At 68.7% G+C, this 18,388-nt stretch carries 19 protein-coding genes; 11 read left to right on the top strand and 8 right to left on the bottom strand.

All coding sequences use genetic code 11. The annotated features are described in order from the left end of the window. Window positions 1-3 precede the first annotated feature (3 nt). Together E3D03_RS15035 and recQ are read left to right on the top strand one after the other, a co-directional pair. Complete coding sequence (locus tag E3D03_RS15035; RefSeq protein WP_062561765.1) at window positions 4-297, top strand: YggT family protein; 294 nt, start codon at window positions 4-6, stop codon at window positions 295-297. Next, window positions 298-2,331: a DNA helicase RecQ gene (gene recQ, locus E3D03_RS15030; protein WP_411969828.1), complete on the top strand. Its 2,034-nt coding sequence runs from the start codon at window positions 298-300 to the stop codon at window positions 2,329-2,331. It abuts the gene before it with no gap. A gap of 147 nt (window positions 2,332-2,478) precedes the next feature. Here recQ and E3D03_RS15025 read toward each other — a convergent pair whose 3' ends face one another. From E3D03_RS15025 to fliF, 7 genes are all read right to left on the bottom strand, one after another. Then, complete coding sequence (locus tag E3D03_RS15025; RefSeq protein ID WP_263567613.1) at window positions 2,479-5,574, bottom strand: efflux RND transporter permease subunit; 3,096 nt, start codon at window positions 5,572-5,574, stop codon at window positions 2,479-2,481. Next, window positions 5,571-6,665, bottom strand: a complete 1,095-nt coding sequence (locus E3D03_RS15020; protein ID WP_263567612.1) for an efflux RND transporter periplasmic adaptor subunit — start codon at window positions 6,663-6,665, stop codon at window positions 5,571-5,573. Before E3D03_RS15020 ends, E3D03_RS15025 begins: the two co-directional genes overlap by 4 nt. Next, window positions 6,665-7,741, bottom strand: a complete 1,077-nt coding sequence (locus tag E3D03_RS15015) for an efflux RND transporter periplasmic adaptor subunit (protein ID WP_263567611.1) — start codon at window positions 7,739-7,741, stop codon at window positions 6,665-6,667. Before E3D03_RS15015 ends, E3D03_RS15020 begins: the two co-directional genes overlap by 1 nt. Before the next feature lie 130 nt (window positions 7,742-7,871). Beyond that, window positions 7,872-8,594: a flagellar type III secretion system pore protein FliP gene (gene fliP, locus E3D03_RS15010; protein ID WP_263567610.1), complete on the bottom strand. Its 723-nt coding sequence runs from the start codon at window positions 8,592-8,594 to the stop codon at window positions 7,872-7,874. Continuing rightward, a complete protein-coding gene (locus tag E3D03_RS15005; RefSeq protein WP_263567609.1) occupies window positions 8,591-8,848 on the bottom strand; it encodes a FliM/FliN family flagellar motor C-terminal domain-containing protein in 258 nt (85 codons plus the stop codon). Before E3D03_RS15005 ends, fliP begins: the two co-directional genes overlap by 4 nt. Window positions 8,849-8,850: 2 nt before the next feature. Continuing rightward, window positions 8,851-9,339 carry a hypothetical protein gene (locus E3D03_RS15000; RefSeq protein WP_263567608.1) on the bottom strand — a complete coding sequence of 163 codons (489 nt, stop codon included), beginning with the start codon at window positions 9,337-9,339 and terminating at the stop codon, window positions 8,851-8,853. Window positions 9,340-9,407: 68 nt separating this feature from the next. Beyond that, complete coding sequence (fliF, locus tag E3D03_RS14995; RefSeq protein WP_263567607.1) at window positions 9,408-10,976, bottom strand: flagellar basal-body MS-ring/collar protein FliF; 1,569 nt, start codon at window positions 10,974-10,976, stop codon at window positions 9,408-9,410. A 113-nt stretch (window positions 10,977-11,089) separates the two neighbouring features. On the opposite strand from fliF, the gene fliL reads away from it, so the two are divergent. Genes fliL through E3D03_RS14950 form a run of 9 tightly spaced genes read left to right on the top strand, consistent with a single transcriptional unit; the run spans window position 11,090 to window position 17,924 of the window. Then, complete coding sequence (gene fliL, locus E3D03_RS14990) at window positions 11,090-11,569, top strand: flagellar basal body-associated protein FliL (RefSeq protein WP_263567606.1); 480 nt, start codon at window positions 11,090-11,092, stop codon at window positions 11,567-11,569. Then, window positions 11,566-11,913 carry a hypothetical protein gene (locus E3D03_RS14985; RefSeq protein WP_263567605.1) on the top strand — a complete coding sequence of 116 codons (348 nt, stop codon included), beginning with the start codon at window positions 11,566-11,568 and terminating at the stop codon, window positions 11,911-11,913. Before fliL ends, E3D03_RS14985 begins: the two co-directional genes overlap by 4 nt. Beyond that, a complete protein-coding gene (locus E3D03_RS14980; protein WP_263567604.1) occupies window positions 11,906-12,445 on the top strand; it encodes a MotE family protein in 540 nt (179 codons plus the stop codon). Before E3D03_RS14985 ends, E3D03_RS14980 begins: the two co-directional genes overlap by 8 nt. A gap of 9 nt (window positions 12,446-12,454) precedes the next feature. After that, window positions 12,455-13,321 carry a flagellar motor stator protein MotA gene (motA, locus tag E3D03_RS14975; protein ID WP_062561776.1) on the top strand — a complete coding sequence of 289 codons (867 nt, stop codon included), beginning with the start codon at window positions 12,455-12,457 and terminating at the stop codon, window positions 13,319-13,321. Continuing rightward, window positions 13,318-13,599: a hypothetical protein gene (locus tag E3D03_RS14970; RefSeq protein ID WP_263567603.1), complete on the top strand. Its 282-nt coding sequence runs from the start codon at window positions 13,318-13,320 to the stop codon at window positions 13,597-13,599. The genes motA and E3D03_RS14970 overlap by 4 nt, the downstream gene beginning before the upstream one ends. Next, window positions 13,596-15,683, top strand: a complete 2,088-nt coding sequence (locus E3D03_RS14965) for a flagellar biosynthesis protein FlhA (RefSeq protein WP_263567602.1) — start codon at window positions 13,596-13,598, stop codon at window positions 15,681-15,683. Before E3D03_RS14970 ends, E3D03_RS14965 begins: the two co-directional genes overlap by 4 nt. After that, on the top strand, window positions 15,680-16,438 hold the full coding sequence (locus E3D03_RS14960; RefSeq protein ID WP_263567601.1) for a flagellar biosynthetic protein FliR: 759 nt from the start codon (window positions 15,680-15,682) through the stop codon (window positions 16,436-16,438). The genes E3D03_RS14965 and E3D03_RS14960 overlap by 4 nt, the downstream gene beginning before the upstream one ends. Next, a complete protein-coding gene (gene flhB, locus E3D03_RS14955; protein WP_263567600.1) occupies window positions 16,435-17,538 on the top strand; it encodes a flagellar type III secretion system protein FlhB in 1,104 nt (367 codons plus the stop codon). Before E3D03_RS14960 ends, flhB begins: the two co-directional genes overlap by 4 nt. Further along, the gene (locus E3D03_RS14950) at window positions 17,535-17,924 is read left to right on the top strand and encodes a hypothetical protein (RefSeq protein ID WP_263567599.1); all 390 of its coding nucleotides are present in this window, start codon (window positions 17,535-17,537) and stop codon (window positions 17,922-17,924) included. Before flhB ends, E3D03_RS14950 begins: the two co-directional genes overlap by 4 nt. A gap of 139 nt (window positions 17,925-18,063) precedes the next feature. Here the strand turns inward: E3D03_RS14950 and E3D03_RS14945 are convergent, their stop codons facing one another. Beyond that, window positions 18,064-18,294 (bottom strand): hypothetical protein, encoded by a 231-nt coding sequence (locus E3D03_RS14945; protein WP_263567598.1) that lies wholly within the window; start codon window positions 18,292-18,294, stop codon window positions 18,064-18,066. Window positions 18,295-18,388: the final 94 nt, after the last annotated feature.

Raw genomic sequence — 18,388 nt, 5'->3', positions numbered from 1 at the left:
GGAATGGGCACGCTCTACGAAGCCTTGATGCTGATACTGGACGTGGTCTGGTTCGTGATGATCGCCCATATCATCATGTCCTGGCTGATCAACTTCCAGGTGCTGAACCTGCGCCAGCCGCTGATCTGGCAGATCTGGAACGGGCTGAACCGGCTTCTGGAGCCGATCTATGCCCCGGTGCGCCGGATCCTGCCGAACACCGGCGGGCTGGACCTGGCGCCGCTGGTGGTCTTCATCGTCATCATCATCGCGCAGCGCGCGCTCGCCAATAACGCCGGCTTCTTCTACGGCTTCTAGATGTCCGCTGCGCCCCTTCTGCGTCAGGTCTTCGGCTTCGACGCCTTTCGTCCGGGGCAGGAAGAGATCGTCGACGCCGTGGCCCAGGGCCGCGACGTGCTGGCGATCATGCCCACGGGCGGCGGCAAGTCGCTGTGCTACCAGCTGCCGGCGTTGATGCGCGACGGGCTGACGGTGGTGATCTCGCCGCTGATCGCGCTGATGCGCGACCAGGTGCGGGCGCTGACCGAGGCGGGTGTGGCCGCCGCCGCGCTGACCAGCGGCAATTCCGAGGAAGAGAATACCGAGGTGCTGCGGGCCTTGGCCGCGCGCGAATTGCGGCTTCTGTATATGGCGCCCGAGCGGCTGGCCTCGGGCGCGACCATCCCGATGCTGCGCCGCGCCGGCGTCCAGGCCATCGCGGTCGACGAGGCGCATTGCGTCAGCCAATGGGGCCATGATTTCCGCCCCGACTACCTGCGCGTGGGCGAGCTGCGCCGGACGCTCTCGGTGCCGCTGGCGGCCTTTACCGCGACGGCGGATGCGGAAACGCGCGAGGAAATCGTCAAGCGCCTGTTCGACGGCGCGCAGCCGCAGTCGTTCCTGCGCGGCTTCGACCGGCCGAACATCCACCTGGCCTTCCAGCCCAAGGACGGGCCGCGCCGGCAGATCCTCGACTTCGCCGCCGCGCGCCGGGGCCAGTCCGGCATCGTCTATTGCGGCACCCGCGCCAAGACCGAGACCCTGGCGGCGGCCCTGAACGACGCGGGCCTTGCCGCCACCGCCTATCACGGCGGCATGGAGGCCGAGGCCCGGCGCGAGGTCGAGATCCGCTTCCAGCGCGAGGACGGGCTGATCGTGGTCGCGACCGTGGCCTTCGGCATGGGCATCGACAAGCCGGACATCCGCTGGGTCGCCCATGCCGACCTGCCGAAATCCATCGAGGCCTATTACCAGGAAATCGGCCGCGGCGGCCGCGACGGTGCCCCGGCCGAGACCCTGACGCTTTACGGTCCCGACGACATCCGCCTGCGCCGGACCCAGATCGACGAGGGCCTGGCCCCGGCCGAGCGCAAGGCCGCCGACCACGCCCGGCTGAACGCGCTCTTGGGCCTGGCCGAGGCCACCGGCTGCCGCCGCGTCGCCCTGCTGTCCTATTTCGGCGAAACGGCGGTGCCTTGCGGCAATTGCGACATCTGCGACAGCCCGCCCGACTGTTTCGACGGCACCGAGGCGGCGCAGAAGGTGCTGTCGGCGGTCTTGCGCACCGGCCAGACCTATGGTGCCGGCCATATCATCGACGTGCTGACCGGCAGCATGAACGACCGCATCGGCCAACGCGGCCACGACCGGCTGCCGACCTTTGGCTGCGGCCGCGACCTGACGAAGCCGCAATGGCAGGCGGTGATCCGGCAGATGCTCGGCCGCGACCTGATCCGCCCCGACCCGGAACGCCACGGCGGCCTGGCGATCACCGCCGCCGCCCATGCCGTGCTGCGCGGCGAGACCCGCATCACCCTGCGCCGCGACGCCATGACCCGCGCCCGTCCCGCCGTGGTCGTGCGCACGCAGGTCGATGAGGAGGACGCGCCGCTGCTGTCCGCGCTGAAGGCCAAGCGCCGCACGCTGGCCGAGGCGGCCCGGGTGCCGGCCTATGTCATCTTTCCCGACCGCACGCTGATCGAGATGGCGCAGGCCAGGCCGCAGACGCTGGACCAGATGGCGCGGATCAGCGGTGTCGGGGCCAAGAAGCTGGACAGCTACGGCGCCGAATTCCTGCGCGTCATCGCCGGCGAGATCGCGCCCATGCACCCGGCGCGCAAGGCCCTGGCCGGGCGCGAGGCCGGCGCCCTGTTCGACCGGCTGGCAGAGGCGCAGGCCCGGCTGGCGCGCGGCGCGGACGGCATCGAAAAGCCGCTGTCGGTCGGCAATTCCACCCTGCGCCGCATCGCCGAGGACAAGCCCCGCGACCTGTCGCGCTATCTGGACCCGGCGCGGCTGGACCGCTTCGGCGCGGCCTTCGCCGCCGAGATCGCCGCCGATCCCGAGGCTTGACCGGGGACGGACGCGGCGGCGCCTCCCGGCTGCCGGCCGTGCAAACCGCACGGCTGCTTCGCCGCTGGCTATCCCCGGGATCGAGGCTTGCTCAATTCCGCCACGGGGTCTTGCGACGCATGCCGGGGCCGTTTCCCCGGCGGCGGCTTATTGATGCGCGGCCGCGCGGGCGCGGTCCTCGGGGCTGGGCATCGGGTCGCCCTCGGGCGGGCGCACCCGGAACACGGCGCAGTAAAGCGCGGGCACGAAGATCAGCGTCACCAGCGTGCCGGCGATGATGCCGCCCATCATCGCGAAGGCCATCGGCCCCCAGAACACCTGGCGCGAGATCGGGATCAGCGCCAGGCTCGCCGCCGCCGCCGTCAGCAGGATCGGCCGGGCGCGGCTGTCCGAGGCCTCGAACACCGCGTTCCAGGCGCTGTGCCCCTTGCCGATCAGCACCTGGATCTCATGCACCAGGATGACCGAGTTGCGGATCAGGATGCCGATCAGCGCCAGGATGCCCAGGATCGCCACGAAGCCCATCGGCACGCCGAAGGGTAGCAGCGCCGCGACCACGCCGATCAGCCCCAGGGGCGCAGCGGCAAAGACGATGAAGCTCAGCCGGAAACCCTGCATCTGCACCATGACGAGCAGCGCCATGATCAGCAGCATGACCGGCACCACCGCGGCGATGGGCTCCTGGCTTTCGGCCGAGGTTTCGACCGTGCCGCCGACCACGACCTTGACGCCCTGCGGCAGGCCCTGCTGGAACTGCGCCACCCGCTCGGCCAAGGCCGCGACCAGGGTCGCCGGCTGGTCCTTGCTGGCGATGTCGGCCTTGACCGTCACCGTGGGCAACCCGTCGCGCTGCATGACCAGGGGCTGTTCGGTGCCGTATTCCAGCACCGCCAGCGAGGCCAGCGGGATCGGCGTGCCGGTCTGGGTCGCCAGTTGCAGGTTCTGGATCGACTCGACCGATTCGCGGTCGGCCTGCGCGCCGCGCGCGGTCACGTTGATCAGGAAGATGCCGTCGCGCAGCTGGGTGATGGTGCGGCCGGTGAAGGTGCCCGACAGCGCGCCCGAAATATCCTCGTTCGTCAGCCCGAGCCGTCTCGCCTGGTCCTGGTTGACCTGCAGCCGAACCACCCGCGCCGGTTCGTTCCAGTCCAGCGCGATATCGCGCAGCCGCGGCTCGGTCGCCAGCACCGCGGCCAGGTCGCGCGCCGCGTCCCGCGCCTTGTCCAGGTCGGGCGAGGACACGCGATATTGCACCGGCTTGCCGACCGGCGGGCCGATTTCCAGGTTCTTGACGTAGAGGTCGGTGCCGATCAGCCTGTCGCGGGCGAATTCCTCGAGCCGCCGCTTCAGCCGGTCCCGCGCCGCGAGGTCGGGGGTCTGGATCACGATCTGGCCCATGTAGGGACCGGGCGTCGGCACGTCCATCGACAGCACGAAGCGCGGCGCGCCCATGCCGACATAGCTGGTCCAGAACAGCGCCTCGTCCTGTCCCGCCAGCATCTCCTCGATCAGCGCGATATCGGCGTCGGTCTTGGCGATCGAGGCATTGGCGCGTTCGTTCACGTCGACGATGATTTCGGTCCGGTCCGAGGTCGGGAAGAACTGCTGCTCGACGAAGCGCATGCCGATGACTGAGGCGGCAAAGATCGCCAGGGTCAGGGCGATGGTCAGCCATTTGTGCCGCATGCCCCAAAGCAGCAGCCCGTGGAAGCGGCGGCGCAGCCAGCCCGGCCCGCCGCCGGCGTGCTTCATCCGCGCCGGCAGCAGCGTCACGCCCAGGAGCGGCGCGAAAAGCACCGCCACGATCCAGCTGACGACCAGCGAGACCGCGATGACCACGAAGAGCGAAAAGGTGAATTCGCCCGCCGCCGAATTGTTCAGCCCGATGGGGATGAAGCCCGCGACCGTCACCAGCGTGCCGGTCAGCATCGGAAAGGCGATCGAACTCCAGGCATAACTTGCGGCGCTTTCCAGGTTCTCGCCCAGTTCCAGGCGCGAGATCATGGTCTCGATGGCGATCATGGCGTCATCGACCAGCAGCCCCAGCGCGATGATCAGCGCGCCCAGCGAGATGCGCTGCAGGGTGATGCCGTAGAGGTCCAGGATGATGAAGGTGATCGCCAGCACCAGCGGGATGGTCAGCGTGACCACCAGCCCGGCCCGCAGGCCCAGGCTGACGAAGCTGACCAGCAACACGATCCCGACCGCCTCGACCAGGGCGCGGACGAAATGGCCGACGGCCTCGTCCACGACATGGGGCTGGTCGGCGAACTTGGCCATCTCGATGCCGATGGGCAGGGTCCGGGCCACATCGGCCATCAGCGCATCGACCTGCTTGCCGAACTCCAGGATATTGCCGCCGTCGCGCATGCCGATCTGCAAGCCGATGGCCTCGCGCCCGTTATAGCGGAACAGCGCGCTCGGCGGGTCCTCATAGCCGCGCCGCACCGTCGCCACGTCGCCGACGTTGAAGAAGCGGTCGCCCACGCGCAGGTTCACCGCCGCGATGGCGGCCGCGTCGTCGAACTGGCCGCCGACCCGGACCAGCACCTGCTCGGGCCCGGCCTGCACGATGCCCGAGGGCGAGATCGCGTTCTGCACCGCCAGGGTCTGCACGACCTGGTTGTGGTTCAGCCCCAGCGCCGCCAGCCGGGCCGAGGAAAACTCCAGGAAGATCTGCTCCTTGCGCACGCCCAGCAGCGCGGTCTTGCCGGCCATGGGCAGGGCCTGGACCTGCTTGCGGATGTCCTCGGCCCGGTCGCGCAGCTCGCGCTGGGTAAAGCCGTCCGAGGTGAAGGCATAGATATTGCCGAAGACGTCGCCGAAATCGTCGTTGAATTGGAAGCCCTGGAATTCCTGGGGGAAATTCGGGCGGATGTCGGACATCATGCTGCGCACCCGCTTCCAGACCTCGGGCACCTCGGGGCCGCGGATGGTCGGGTCCAGTTCCAGATAGACGATGGCCTGGCCGGGCATGGTGACCGAGCGGGTGAATTTCAGCTCGTCCAGTTCCTCGAGCTTGGTCTCGATCCGGGTGGTGACCTGGTTCAACGTCTCGTCGATGGTGGCGCCGGGCAGGCTGGCGCTGATGACCATGATCTTGATGGTGAAATTCGGATCCTCCTCGCGCCCCAGCCGCAGGTAGCCAAGGCTGCCGGCCAGCATCGAGACGATCAGCAGGAACCACACCAGCGAACGGTGATGCAGCGCCCAGTCGGACAGGTTGAAGCCGCGCCCGGTCATGGCGCCACGCTTTCGCCGACGGCCTGGCCTTCGGTCAGCGAATGGATGCCGCGGATGACCACCTCGTCGCCCGGCGCCAGGCCCGCGGCGATGGCGATGCGCCCATTCAGCGCCGGGCCCTGGGTCTGGACCTCGCGCAGCGCGACGCTGGCCCGGTCGCCGTCCCGGCTGACGATCCAGACCCGCGGCGTGCCGTCCGGGTCCAGGATCGCGCTTTCGGGCAGGGCCAGCCGCGCCGCCGGGCCGCCCGAAGGCCGGGCCCGCACCAGCGCCCCCAGCCGCAAGGCGGCGTCGTCGCGCAAGTCCAGATGCACGCGCCGGGTGCGGGTGACGGCGTCGGCCACCGGCTCGATCTGCGCGACGGTGGCGGGGAACAGATGCGCGGGATCGGCCTCGGACCAGACGTCGTAGCGGTCGCCGGTCTTCAGCCGCGCCAGCGCGGCGTCGGGCAGGTCGATCACCGCCTCGATCCCCTCCTGGGCCGAGAGCTGGATCACCGGCTCGCCTGCATTGACCACCGCCCCGGCATTGGCATGGACCGCGCTGATGACGCCGGCAAAGGGCGCCCGCATCTCGGCGAAGCCCTCGGCATCGCGGGCGCGGATCAGTTCCGATTCGGCCTGTTGCCGGGCGGCGGTCGCCGAGGCCAGCGCGCGGTCGACCTGCTCGACCTGCGCGGCCGAGGCGACATTGCGCTGCGCCAGCGACCGGGTGCGGTCGGCCGAGGCCTGGGCGGTGCGTTCCTGCACCCGGGCGGCCTCGACGGCGGCCTGGGCGGCGCGAACCTCTCCCTGCAGGTCGTCGGGGTCGAGCGCGGCCAGCACCTGGCCCCGGCTGACGATGTCGCCGACATCGACATGGCGCGCGGTGATGCGGCCCAGGGTCTGGAACCCCAGCGCGACCTCGATCCGGGCGGCGATCACGCCGGGGGTCGAGGGCAGCGCCGCCATGTCGTCCTCGACCCGGATGCTGACCACCGGGCGCGGCTCCGGCGCGGGCGCCGAGGCCTTGTCCTGCCAGGGCAGGTCCAGCGCGGCAGCCTGCACGGCCCAGGCGCATGCGGCCAGCACGGCCAGGATCATCCTGCGCATCATTTCCCCCCTGCCGGGCCGGCGGCGACCTGCCGGCCGGGATAGAGCATCTGCGAGCCGGCGCCGACTACGATCTGGCCCGGCTCGACGCCTTCGGCCAGGATGACGGTGCCGTTGATGAAGCGCTCGATGCGGACCGGGGCCAGCCGGGCGCGGTCCTCGGCATCGACCAGCCAGACCGCGGGCTGGCCGCCGGCCGCGGTCAGGGCCGTCCAGGGCACGGCGATGCCGGTCCCGGCCGGGAAATGCACCGCGCCGCGGACCGCGGCGCCCAGCAGGCTGGTGCTGACCGGCGCATCCTCGATCTCGGCCCGGACGGTGACCGAGCCGGTGGCCGGATCGACCAGCGGCGCGATCTCGGTGACACGCGCCTGCATGCGGAGTTCGGGGAAGTCGATCCCGTTGAGCGAGACCGGCGCGCCGATGGCGTCGCGCAGCAGCGGCGTGTCGGGGGTCAGGAACACCGCCTCGCGCCCGGTGGCCGAGGCCAGCGAGATCACCGCCTGCGCCGCGCCGACGATCTGGCCCGGCTCGGCCTGCCGCGCGGTGACGATGGCGTCCGAGGGCGCGCGGATCACCGTATCCTCCAGCGCCCGTTCGGCCTGGCCCAGGGTCGCGCGCGCCTGGGTCAGGGCTCCGGTCGCGGCCGAGAGCCCCTGGCTCGCGGCGTCGAACGCCGCGCGCGTGCCGACGCCGCGCCGCAGCATCGCATCGGCGCGCTCCAGCGCCTGCCGGGCCTGGGCCTCGCTGGCCTCGGCCGCGACGACGGCGGCGCGGGCCACCTGCAAGGCCTGCTCCTGTTGCAGCGGGTCGGTGCGGGCCAGGGGCTGGCCCTCGGCGACGCGGTCGCCCTCGCGCACCAGGACCTCGGTCACGCGGCCGCCCAGGCGAAAGCCGATGTCGACGCTGTCCTTGGCGGCAATGGTGCCGGTCAGCGCGGCGTCGAAGGTCAGGTTGGTGCGCCGGACCTGGACATATTCCACCAGTAGCGGCGGCTGCGCCGATGCCGGCCAGGCGCCGCCAAGGCAGGCCAGGGCCCAGGCGACCAGCAGGCGGGCTTCGGGACGATGGGTCATCTGATGCTCATGAACCTTGCGGGTGGAAGAACCTTGCAGGTGGGAAGGCTCTGCCATTGTGCCAATGCGCCGCCGATCTGCAACCGGGCATGGCTTGTCCGGCCGCGAGGTCAATGTCGCACGGCTGCGGTTACTGGTAACTTCGGACCAGCGCGGCGGCGATCATGCCCCAGCCATCGACCACCAGGAAGAACGCCAGCTTGAAGGGCAAGGCCACGACGGCCGGCGGCACCATCATCATCCCCATCGACATCAGCACGGCCGAGACCACCAGGTCGATGATCAGGAAGGGCAGAGCGACCAGGAAGCCGATCTCGAAGGCGCGCTGCAATTCGCTGAGCATGAAGGCCGGGACCAGCACCGACAGCCGGTCCGGCGCCGCCTGCGGCACGGGCGAGACCTCGGCCAGGGTGGCGATCATCTCGGGGTCGGTGCGATGCTCCATGAAGCCGCGAAACGGCACGATGCCGCGGGCGAAGGCCTCCTCGACGCTGATCTGGCCGTCGCGCAGCGGCGCGCCGGCGGTGGTCCATGCCTCGGTCAGGACCGGGCTCATCACGAACCAGGTCAGGAACATCGCCAGGCTGACGATCAGCATGTTCGGCGGCGATTGCTGCAGGCCGATGGACTGGCGCAGGATCGACAGCACGGTGACGATGAAGGGAAAGCAGGTCACCATGATGGCGATGCCCGGCGCCAGCGACAGCGCCGTCAGCAGCGCTAGAAGCGTGATCGAGTTCCGCCCGACGCCGCCCGTCACCGTCTCCAACGCGCCGGCATCCAGCGGCAGATCCTGCGCGACCGCGAGATGCGGCCAGAGCAGGACCAGCAGAACCGGGAGAAGGCGCGTCACGATGCGCTGGCCGGGCCGAGGATGCGGACGCAGAGCCGCTGGTCCGCCTCCTCGCCGCTGGTCAGCTCGCCCTTGGCGATCACCTTGTCGCCGACGCAGATATCGACGCCATCGGACATGTCCTGGTCCAGCGTCAGGATGTCGTCGGGGCGCAGCCGCGACAGCTCGGCCACGGTCAGTTGCGTGCCGCCCAGCCGGATGGTGATTTCCACCTGGATCTGGTCGGTTGCAATCAGGCTTGCGAGATCGTCCATGGTCAATCCTCGGTCTTGATGTCGTCGATAAGGGATTTCAGCCCGGCAGCGACCTGCGCCGGGTCAAAGACGATGCTGCCCTGGGCCGAGATCAGCTCGAGCAGCGGCTGGCCGGGGCGGGCATCCTCGATCCGGGCCTGCGGAAAGCTTGCCAGCTCCAGGCAATCGGCCAGTTCCGGGCGCATATCGACCGGAGAACGCAGCACGATCTGCTGTTCCGGCGCATGTTCGGCCAGGCGATGCAGCTCGGCCAGTAGCGCCTGGCGCAGCCGATCGGTTTGCGCGGCGGGCGCCAGTTGGTCGACGATGGCATGCAGCACCGGCACCAGCCCGGCCAGGATCTCGCGCCGCAGGCCGGTTTCGTGCTGCCGGCTGGCGGCGAGCTCCTGCCGGCAGCCGACCAGCGCCTGGCACAAGGCGTCGAGGCTGCGCTCGCGCCCTTCGGCCAGGCCTTGCTCGTGCCCGCGCTGATAGGCGTCTTCGACATCCATCGGGGTCACCAGCGGCGCCGACCGGGCGTGGGCTGCGGAAAAGGAATCCAGGCGCAATGCGGCGGGTCTCATACGGGATCCTCACGTTTCTCGATCCAGCCCGACAGGATTTGCAGGCTTTCGTCCTTGCGGGATTTCATCAGCTCCTTCAGCCGGCCGACCGGATCGCCCGAATCGGGCAGGGGGGCGAAGTCGATCTCGGGCACCACCTCGGCCACCGTCGCGACCGGGGCGGGCGGTTCGGCGGATTCGATGGCCTTGACGCCCGGGGCGGCAGAGTGGTCCAGCGCGGCAAGCGCGGGGTTGCCAGCCGGCCGGGCCCGCAGCAGCGGGCGCAGCAGGAACGCGGCCAGCGCCAGCGCAAAGAAGCCGACCAGCACGATCCGGATCAGCCCGTTCAGGTCCAGCTTCGACAGCAGCCCGCCCTGGCTTGCCAGCGTGCCGGCATCGGACAGCGTCGCGAAGGGCAGCGATTTCACGGTGATCGCGTCGCCGCGGCCTTCGTCGAAGCCCACGGCCGAGGCGACCAGTTCCCGCAGGGACTGCAACTCGGCCTCTTCGCGGGGAACCAGCGTGGTTTCGCCTTTCGAATCGGTCTGCGCGACGCCGTTCACCAGGACGGCGACGGTCAGGCGCCGCGTTGCGCCGGGCTGGCGGGTGACTTCACGCGTGACCTTGCTGACCTCGAAATTCGAGCGCTGGCGCGTTTCCGAGCGCTGCGACTTGCTCTGGTCGGCGCCGCTGTCCTTGCCCTCGGGCAGATTCGAGGCCGCGGTGACCGCGCCCTGCTGCGAATTGGTGCTTTGATCGGCCGTCTCCTCGCTTTCCTGCGAAATCAAGGCGCGCTGCTGCGGATCGAAGCGCTGCTCGGTCATCTGCTCGGATTCGTTGACGACGTCCAGGTTCAGCTCGACGATGGCATTCCCGGCGCCGACATGGGCGCTGAGGATGCGCTCGACATTGCGCTTCATCTCGGCCTCGCGGTCCTCACCGGCGAATTCCTCGCCCGAGGAGATCACGCCGCGTTCGCTGTCGATGACGGCCACCCGGTCGGCGGACATGCCCGGCACGCCCGAGGAGACCAGGAACTTCAGCGCCTTGGCCTGGCTGCGGTTGATCGGCGTGCCGTCGGTCGTCAGGGTGACCGACGCGGTCGATTCGGCCTCGCGCCGATAGCCGCGGCCGCTGGGCACGGCCAGGTGGACGCGGGCCGACTTGACGTTCGGCAGCGCCAGGATCGTGCGGGCCAGCTCTCCCTCCTTGGCGCGCCAATAGGCCGCGTCGAACATCTGCGAGGTGGTGCCGAAGCCCGACATGCCGTCGAGGATCTCATATCCGGTGCCGCCGGCCGAGGGGACGCCCTCTCCGGCCAGGGCCATGCGCAATTCATCCCGGCGGGTTTCCTCGACCCAGATGGAATCGCCGCGAATTTCATAAGGAAGGCCGGATTTTTCCACGGCGGCCATGACGGCGCCGGATTGCTGGGCATCGAGGCCCGAATAAAGCAGGGCCATCCCCGGCCGTGCGGCCAGCCAGGCCAGGCCGGCGATGGCGGCGAACGTGAACAGGAAGGCCGCCGCCAGGATGGCCTTCTGCTTTGCGCTTCTCTCGCGCCAGTAGTCTTGCAGCTTCAGCAAAACCGCCCCCTTCGAATCGGCTGATCTTTGTCCTGACCTTCATGGCACGGGGGCGATTAAGAATTGGTTAGCCCGCAGGTGTTATCCAGACCGCAGATGGATGGAGAATCACCATGACCGATGTCGCCGACATCAACACGGAACAGAAATCCGGTCGCGGGCTTGGCCGCATTCTTCTGCCGCTGGGGTTGGCGCTGGCGCTGGGCGGGGGGGGCTTCGCCTCGACCTGGCTCGGCCTGTGGTCGCCGACCGCGCTGCTGGCGGGGAAGAAGGAAGAAAAGCCCGAAACCCTGCCCACGGTCGATTTCGTCGGCCTGCCGCAGATCGTGCTGAGCCTTTCGGGCCCGGTGCCGCGCATGCTGGTGATGACCGTCAAGATCGAGACCGACCAGGCCCACAAGGCCGAGGTCGAGCACCTGACGCCGCGGCTTCTGGACGCCTTCAACAGCTTCCTGGCCGAGATCGACGTCTCGGCCTTCGAGAAGCGGGGCATCCTGGACATCGTCCGCGACGAACTGGCCACGCGCGCGGTCTATGTCCTGGGCAAGGAGGCGTTCACCGATGTCCTCATCACGGAGTTCCGCATCCAATGACGATTGCCCAAGTTTTGCAGATCGCCCTGATCGCCTTCACCATCGGCCTGTCCGGCTTCTGCTTCACCCTGGCGCGGCGGTTGCGCAAGCTGAACGACCTTGAAAGCGGGCTTGGCGGCGCCATTGCCGTCATGACCAGCGAGATCGGCCGGCTGGAAAAATCCATCCTGCTGGCCAAGGCCGAGGCGACCAGCGCCACCCAAACGCTTGCCGACGAGATCGAGCGCGCCAAGCAGGAGCGGGCCTTCTGGATGCTGCAACAGAAATTCGCCGAATCCGGCCAGGCGCGCCCCGCCCGGCTGCAACGGCGCCGCCGGCGCGACGGGGTGGGCTGCGATGCGTAGGCCGCTGCTGTCTTTCCTGGGCGGTGTCATGGTCCTGGCGGCGGCCGGGCAGGCGGTCATGCTGATGGACGGGTTTTCCCGGCTGACGGCGCATGCCGAACCCTCCGAGCTGATGTCGGGCTGCACCGACGTGCCCGAAGCCGTGGCCCTGGCCGATACGCTGCGCGAGCGCAGCCTGCGCATCGACCGCTACATGCAGGACATGCAGCGGCGCAAGGACGAGATCGCCGTGGCTGAAAGGCAGCTGACCGAAAAGCTGGTCGAGCTGCGCAAGCTGAAGCAGCAGATCGGCAGCAATGAACAGGGCTATGCCCAGGCCCAGAACGACGATATCGCCCGGCTGATCGCGGTCTATGACCAGATGAAGCCGGAACAGGCGGCGATGGTGCTGTCGAACCTGCCGCCGGACTTCGCCGCGCAGATCCTCGCCCGCGTCCAGCCCGAGACCGGCGCCAGGATCATGGCCTCGGTCGAGCCGGGACAGGCAGCCGTCCTCACGTCCTACATGGGCGCAATCAGAGCCAGGAAATAGGTGTAACTCATGTTCGGCATGATCGGCATTGTCTTGACCTTCGCCATGGTCTTCGGCGGATACATTATGGCGGGCGGCAAGCTGGGGGTGATCCTGCACTCGCTGCCGTTCGAGCTGATGATGATCGGCGGCGCCGCCATCGGCTCGTTCCTGCTCTCGAATGAAACGGCGGTGATCAAGCAGGCGCTCTCCGGCATCGGGCGGTCGCTGAAAGGGCCGAAATGGCATGAATCCGACCTGCAGGACGTGCTTTGCCTGCTGTTCCAGCTGTTGCGCATCGCCCGCTCCAGCCCGGTCGAGCTTGAGGAACATATAGAAAACCCTGAGAACTCGCCGGTGTTCCAGACCTATCCGCGCATCCTGGCGGACCACCATGCGGTGACGCTGATCACCGATACGCTGCGCTCGGCCAGCCTGAACTACGACGATCCCTATCAGGTCGAGGAGATGCTGTCGCAGCGCATCGGGCTGATGAACGAAGAGGCGATGCACGCCCCGCATGCGCTGCAGAACATGGCCGACGCGCTGCCGGCCCTGGGCATCGTCGCCGCCGTTCTGGGCGTGATCAAGACCATGAGCGCGATCGACCAGCCGCCCGAAGTTCTGGGCAAGATGATCGGGGGCGCGCTGGTCGGCACGTTTCTGGGCGTGTTCCTGGCCTATGCGCTGGTGGCGCCCTTCTCGCAAAGGCTGTCGGCGGTGATGAAGCAGGACCAGGCGTTCTATGACGTGATCAAGTCGGTTCTGGTCGCCGGCCTGCACCAGCACGCCACCAATCTTTGCGTCGAGGTCGGCCGTCAGGCCGCCCCCGAACACGTCCGCCCCTCTTTCGGCGAGCTGGAAACGGCGCTGCGCGAATTGAAGAGGGCGTCGTGATCGCGATCCTGATTCTGTCCAGCGCGCTTGCCACCGTGCCGGCCGGGCAGGAGTCGGCGCGCGACGCGCTGATCCGCGAGGCGACTGAATGGCTGCTGAATGGCGAAGATCTGCCGCGCGACCTTGACGAGCGCTTGATGCGACTGTCGCCCTCGGACCGGATCGAGGCGCTGGTCTTCCTGCGCCGGTCGGGCATGCTGATCGGCCCGGCCTGGAGCGCCGAGCGGCTGCTGGCCCCGGCCAAGAATCCGGCCAAGAGCATGGAAACCCCGAAATGAGCCTTGCCGAGTCGAACCCGGGCATGTCGGTCGCCGCGCGGCCGCTGGTCATCACCGGCGTGCTGCTGCTGATCGTGCTGTCCATGGTCATCCCGTTGCCGGCCGGCTTGCTGGACGTGGGCATCGCGCTGTCCATCGCCACGGCGACGCTGATCCTGGTCATGGCCTCGCTGGTCGACAAGCCGACCGATTTCCAGGCCTTTCCGGTGCTGCTGCTGATGTCTCTGCTGATCCGACTGTCGCTGAACATCTCCTCGACGCGGCTGATCCTGACCCATGGGCAGAACGGCCCCTCGGCCGCCGGCCATGTCATCGAGGGCTTCGCCGAATTCGTCGCGGGCGGTTCGCTGCTGGTCGGGTTGACCGTGTTCGCGGTGATCTCGGTGGTGAACTTCATGGTCATCACCAAGGGCTCGGGGCGCATGGCCGAGGTCTCGGCCCGCTTTGCGCTGGATTCGCTGCCCGGCAAGCAGCTGGCCATCGACGGCGACCTGAACTCGGGCGCCATCGACCACGAGGAAGCCAAGCGCCGCCGCACCCGCGAGCAGCGCGAGATCAGCTTTTTCGGCTCGCTGGACGGCGCCTCGAAATTCGTCAAGGGCGACGCCATCGCCGGCCTGGTCATCACCCTGATCAACCTCTTCGTCGGCCTGGCGGCCGGCGTCCTGGTGCATGGCATGCCGGTGGGCGAGGCGATGACCACCTATTCCAAGCTGACCATCGGCGATGGTTTGGTCAGCCAGATTCCGGCGCTGATCACCTCGATGGCCGCGGCGCTGCTGCTGTCGCGCGGCGGCGCGACCGAGAACACCGCCGACCTGCTGTCGCAGCAATTCCTCAGCAACTGGCAGGTTCCCGCGGTCTGCGCCGGGGGCATGGTGCTGGTCGGCCTGGTGCCGGGCATGCCCACGCTGCTGTTCTTCGGCCTGACCGGGGTTCTGGGCGCCGCCGCCTGGTTCATCCGCAACCGCAAGCCGATCCCGGATGTCGCCGAAGCCGCGCCCGCCGAGGCGGCGGCCATCGCCGCGCCCCAGGCCCGCATCGGCGATGTGCTGGATACGGACGAGATCTGCGTCGAGATCGGTGCCGGGCTGATCCTTGGCGCCCTGGACCCGGTCCGCGGCCTGGGCCAGCGCATCACCAACCTGCGGGTCCATATCGCGCGCAGCTATGGCCTGATCCTGCCCGACGTGCGCATCACCGACGGCACCGGCTTTGCCGAGGGGGAATATGTCATCCGCCTGCAAGGCGTGGTGCGCGGCAGGGGCGTGCTGCGGCCGATGGGCGTCCTGGCCCTGGGGGCCGAGACCATGCTCGAGGGCCTGCCCGGCGAAAGCGTGCGCGAGCCGGTCTATGGCAGCGCCGCGCGCTGGATCGCCCCGGACTGGCAGGATGATGCCGCCATCGCCGGCGCCACGGTCGTCACCCCGATGGAGGTGCTCTCGACGCACCTGATGGAGGTGGTCAAGACCAACCTGCCGGCGCTGCTGACCCTGTCCTCGATGCAGCGGATGATCCGCGAATTGTGCGGCGTTTCGGACGAACATCGCGCGCAGCTGAACCAGCGCTTCTTCGACAGCATGGTGCCCGACAAGGTTTCGCCCGAGATGCTGCTGGCGGTCCTGCGCGGCATGCTGGAAGAGCGGATCTCGATCCGTAACCTGGTGCTGATCACCGACGCGGTGCACGAGGCGCGCAACGCCGCCACGCCCGAGGCGGTCTATGAACAGGTCCGCAAGCGCCTGCGCGGCCAGATCACCGAGCAGTTCCTGGACGAGGAAGGCGCGCTGAACATCCTGCAGCTGCACCCGCAATGGGAGGCCGACATCGCCCGTGCCGAGGCCGAGGGCACGCGTACCGGCGCCAGCGTCGTGCCGCAGATCCAGAAACGGCTTACCGAGGCGGTGCAGGCCACGCTGCGCGAGCTGGCGCCGGGGCTCGAGGTGGTGATCGCAGTGGCCGATCACCGCCGGCGCCTGATCCGCATGATGCTGACCTCGGCCGGGATCGCGACGCCGGTGCTGGGCCTGGACGAAATCGACCCGACGGCACAGGTCAAGCTGCGGGGAACGGTGGCGCCATGAACCAGTTGGCAGCCGATCCGCGCATGATGCCGGCGCTGCTGGGGCTGTTGCTGACCTATTGCCGGGTGCAGGCCTGTTTCCTGACCTTGCCGGTGTTTTCGGAACGCGCCCTGCCGGTGCGGGTGCGGGCCGCCTTGGCCATGGCGGTGACGCCGCTGCTGGCGGAAAGCGCCCGTGCCCCGGGCGAGATCGAAAGCCTGCTGCAACTCGCCGCCCTGGCCGGGGGCGAGATCCTGTCGGGTCTGGCACTGGGCGGGCTGGTGCGGATCTTTGCCTCTGCCCTGGATGTGGCGGCGACCGCCATCGCCTCGACCGCCTCGCTGTCGCAGCTGGTCGGCGTCGCGAATGAATATTCGCCGCACCCGATCGGCAACTTGGCGCATCTGGCCGGGCTTGCCGTGCTGGTTGCCCTGGGCTTTCCGGTCATGGCCTGCGATCTTCTGCGCGAAAGCCTGGTGCTGCGCCCGCTGGGGGATTGGCCTCAGATCGCGGACCTGTTGCCGAATGCCGTGGCGCTGATCCGGCAAAGCTTTATCCTGGCGATGCTGCTGGCCTCGCCCTTCATCCTGGGCGGGTTCCTGTTCCAGCTGCTGTCGGGGATGATCAGCAAGGTGATGCCGAACCTGCCCATCGTCTTCATCGCCGCCCCGGGCGCCATCATGATGGCGCTGATCGCACTGGCGGTGCTGACGCCCTCGATCCTGTCGGTCTGGTCCGGCGCGGTCCTCGACGTCCTGGGGGGCCTGCTGCGATGAGCGAGGAAAGCGACGACAAGCAATTCGACGCCTCGGAAAGCAAGTTGCGCCGGGCACGCGAGGAAGGCGATATCCCCCGCTCGGCCGAACTGCAGGCCGCGCTTGCTTATCTGGGCTTCTGGTTCGCGGTGCTTTTCGCGGCCGGCTGGGCGGTGCCGGGCTGGGTGCGCATGGCCGCGCGCGCCCTGGGCAGCGAGCCCTGGCCCGACGGGCAGGGGCGGTCGGTGATGGACCTGGCGCAAGCCATGGCCTCGCGCGCAGGGCTGGCGGTGCTGGCCGCGGTCGCGATCATGGCGCTGCCGGTGGTGCTGGGAATCGTGGTCCAGCACTCGCTGGTGCTGACGCCCAAGAAGCTGCTGCCGGATCCCAAGCGCATCGACCCGTTCAAGAACGCGGGCCAGAAATTCGGCAAGACCGGGCTGGTCACCTTTGCCATCTCGCTGGGCAAGGCGGCTCTGGTCGGCGTCGGCGGGTGGTTTCTCTATCGCTCGCTTCTGGACTGGCTGATGAACGCCGGCGGCATGGCCGATCTGCAATGGGTCGAGGGTGTGGGGCTGATGCTGCGCCGCGCCGTCTGGCTGGCGCTGGGGATCGGCACCGTCTTCGCAGGGATCGACCTGGTCTGGAAGAGGCTGGAATACCGCAAGCGCCATCGCATGACCCGGCGCGAGATGCAGGACGAATATAAGGAAAGCGAGGGCGATCCGCATCTGAAGGCGGCGCGGCGACAAAAGGGTGTCGACATCGTGCTGAGCTCGATGCTGGCCGATGTGGAAAAGGCCGATGTGGTGATCGTGAACCCGACCCACTACGCCGTGGCGCTGGAGTGGAAGCGCGGCAGCGGTCGCGCGCCGGTCTGCCTGGCCAAGGGCGTGGACGAAGTGGCGCGCCGCATCCGGGAACGGGCGAAGGACCATCAGGTGCCGATCTGGTCCGATCCGCCCTGCGCCCGGGCCCTGCACGCCACCGTCGAGATCGGCGACGAGATCGCACCGGAACATTTCGCCCCGGTGGCTGCGGCGATCCGCTTTGCCGAGGCCATGCGCAAGAAGGCCCGCGACGGCTGGGCGCCCGCGCCGCGCCGCAAGGAGGGGACATGACTCGCAAGACCGCATCCCTGGCCGGGCTGGAACGCATCGCCCGGCTGAAATCCGACCTGGAGATGCGCCGATTCGCCGCCTTCCGCGCCCATGTCGAGGCCGCGCGCGCGCGCATCGGCCAGATCGAGCACGAGCTCGAAACGCTTTACCGGGCCGATGCGCCCTTTTCGGTGGCCGAGGCGCGGCTGGCCAACGCCCTGGCCGGAGAGCGCAGCCGCGCCCTGCTCAGCGCCGAGCGCGAGCTTGAGCGGATGCTGCCCGGCTATGAGCAGGCGCGCCGCTCTGCCGCCCGGGAATTCGGCCGCGCCGAGGCGGTTCATGGCCTGCGCGAGGACATGATCGTCCAGGCACGGCTGGAGCGGATGCGGCGCGACAACAACGGATGAACCTGTTCCGGATGGCAAGTTCGCCCGGAGACACTGGCGCTATGGGCTGCACCTCAGCGCCGCGACGGGCTGTTCCAACCATGCGCAGCGCGAAGCTGGGTCCAGACGGCCCGCGTCTTGATCGCCGACCCGGCCCCGGTCAGAAGATCCGGCGCATATTTGCTGGTGATGCCTGGCCCTCGCCACCGCGTCCTACGATTGCCCACCGTTCGTTGACAGGCTCGCGCTGAAAAAGGTCGACCGCAACGACCGTCACCATCTGGCGCGGCTCGATCCCAGACAGACTCTGACCAGGATCGATTTCTCCGAGCTTCTTCATGTGGACGGCTTTCTTTGGGTGCGCAAGCCCAGCCCCGAGTTTGCTGAGCATCCAAAAGATTCATGGCGGGAGATTTCGCTGCGGTGGCTGGCCTGACTAGGGTCAGGACCCATTGATTTTCCACCTTCGGCATGATTCAGGCACC

Source organism: Paracoccus sp. DMF, from assembly GCF_004407025.1.
Classification (GTDB): Bacteria; Pseudomonadota; Alphaproteobacteria; order Rhodobacterales; family Rhodobacteraceae; genus Paracoccus; species Paracoccus aminovorans_B.
This window is presented reverse-complemented; position numbering and strand designations above follow the sequence as displayed.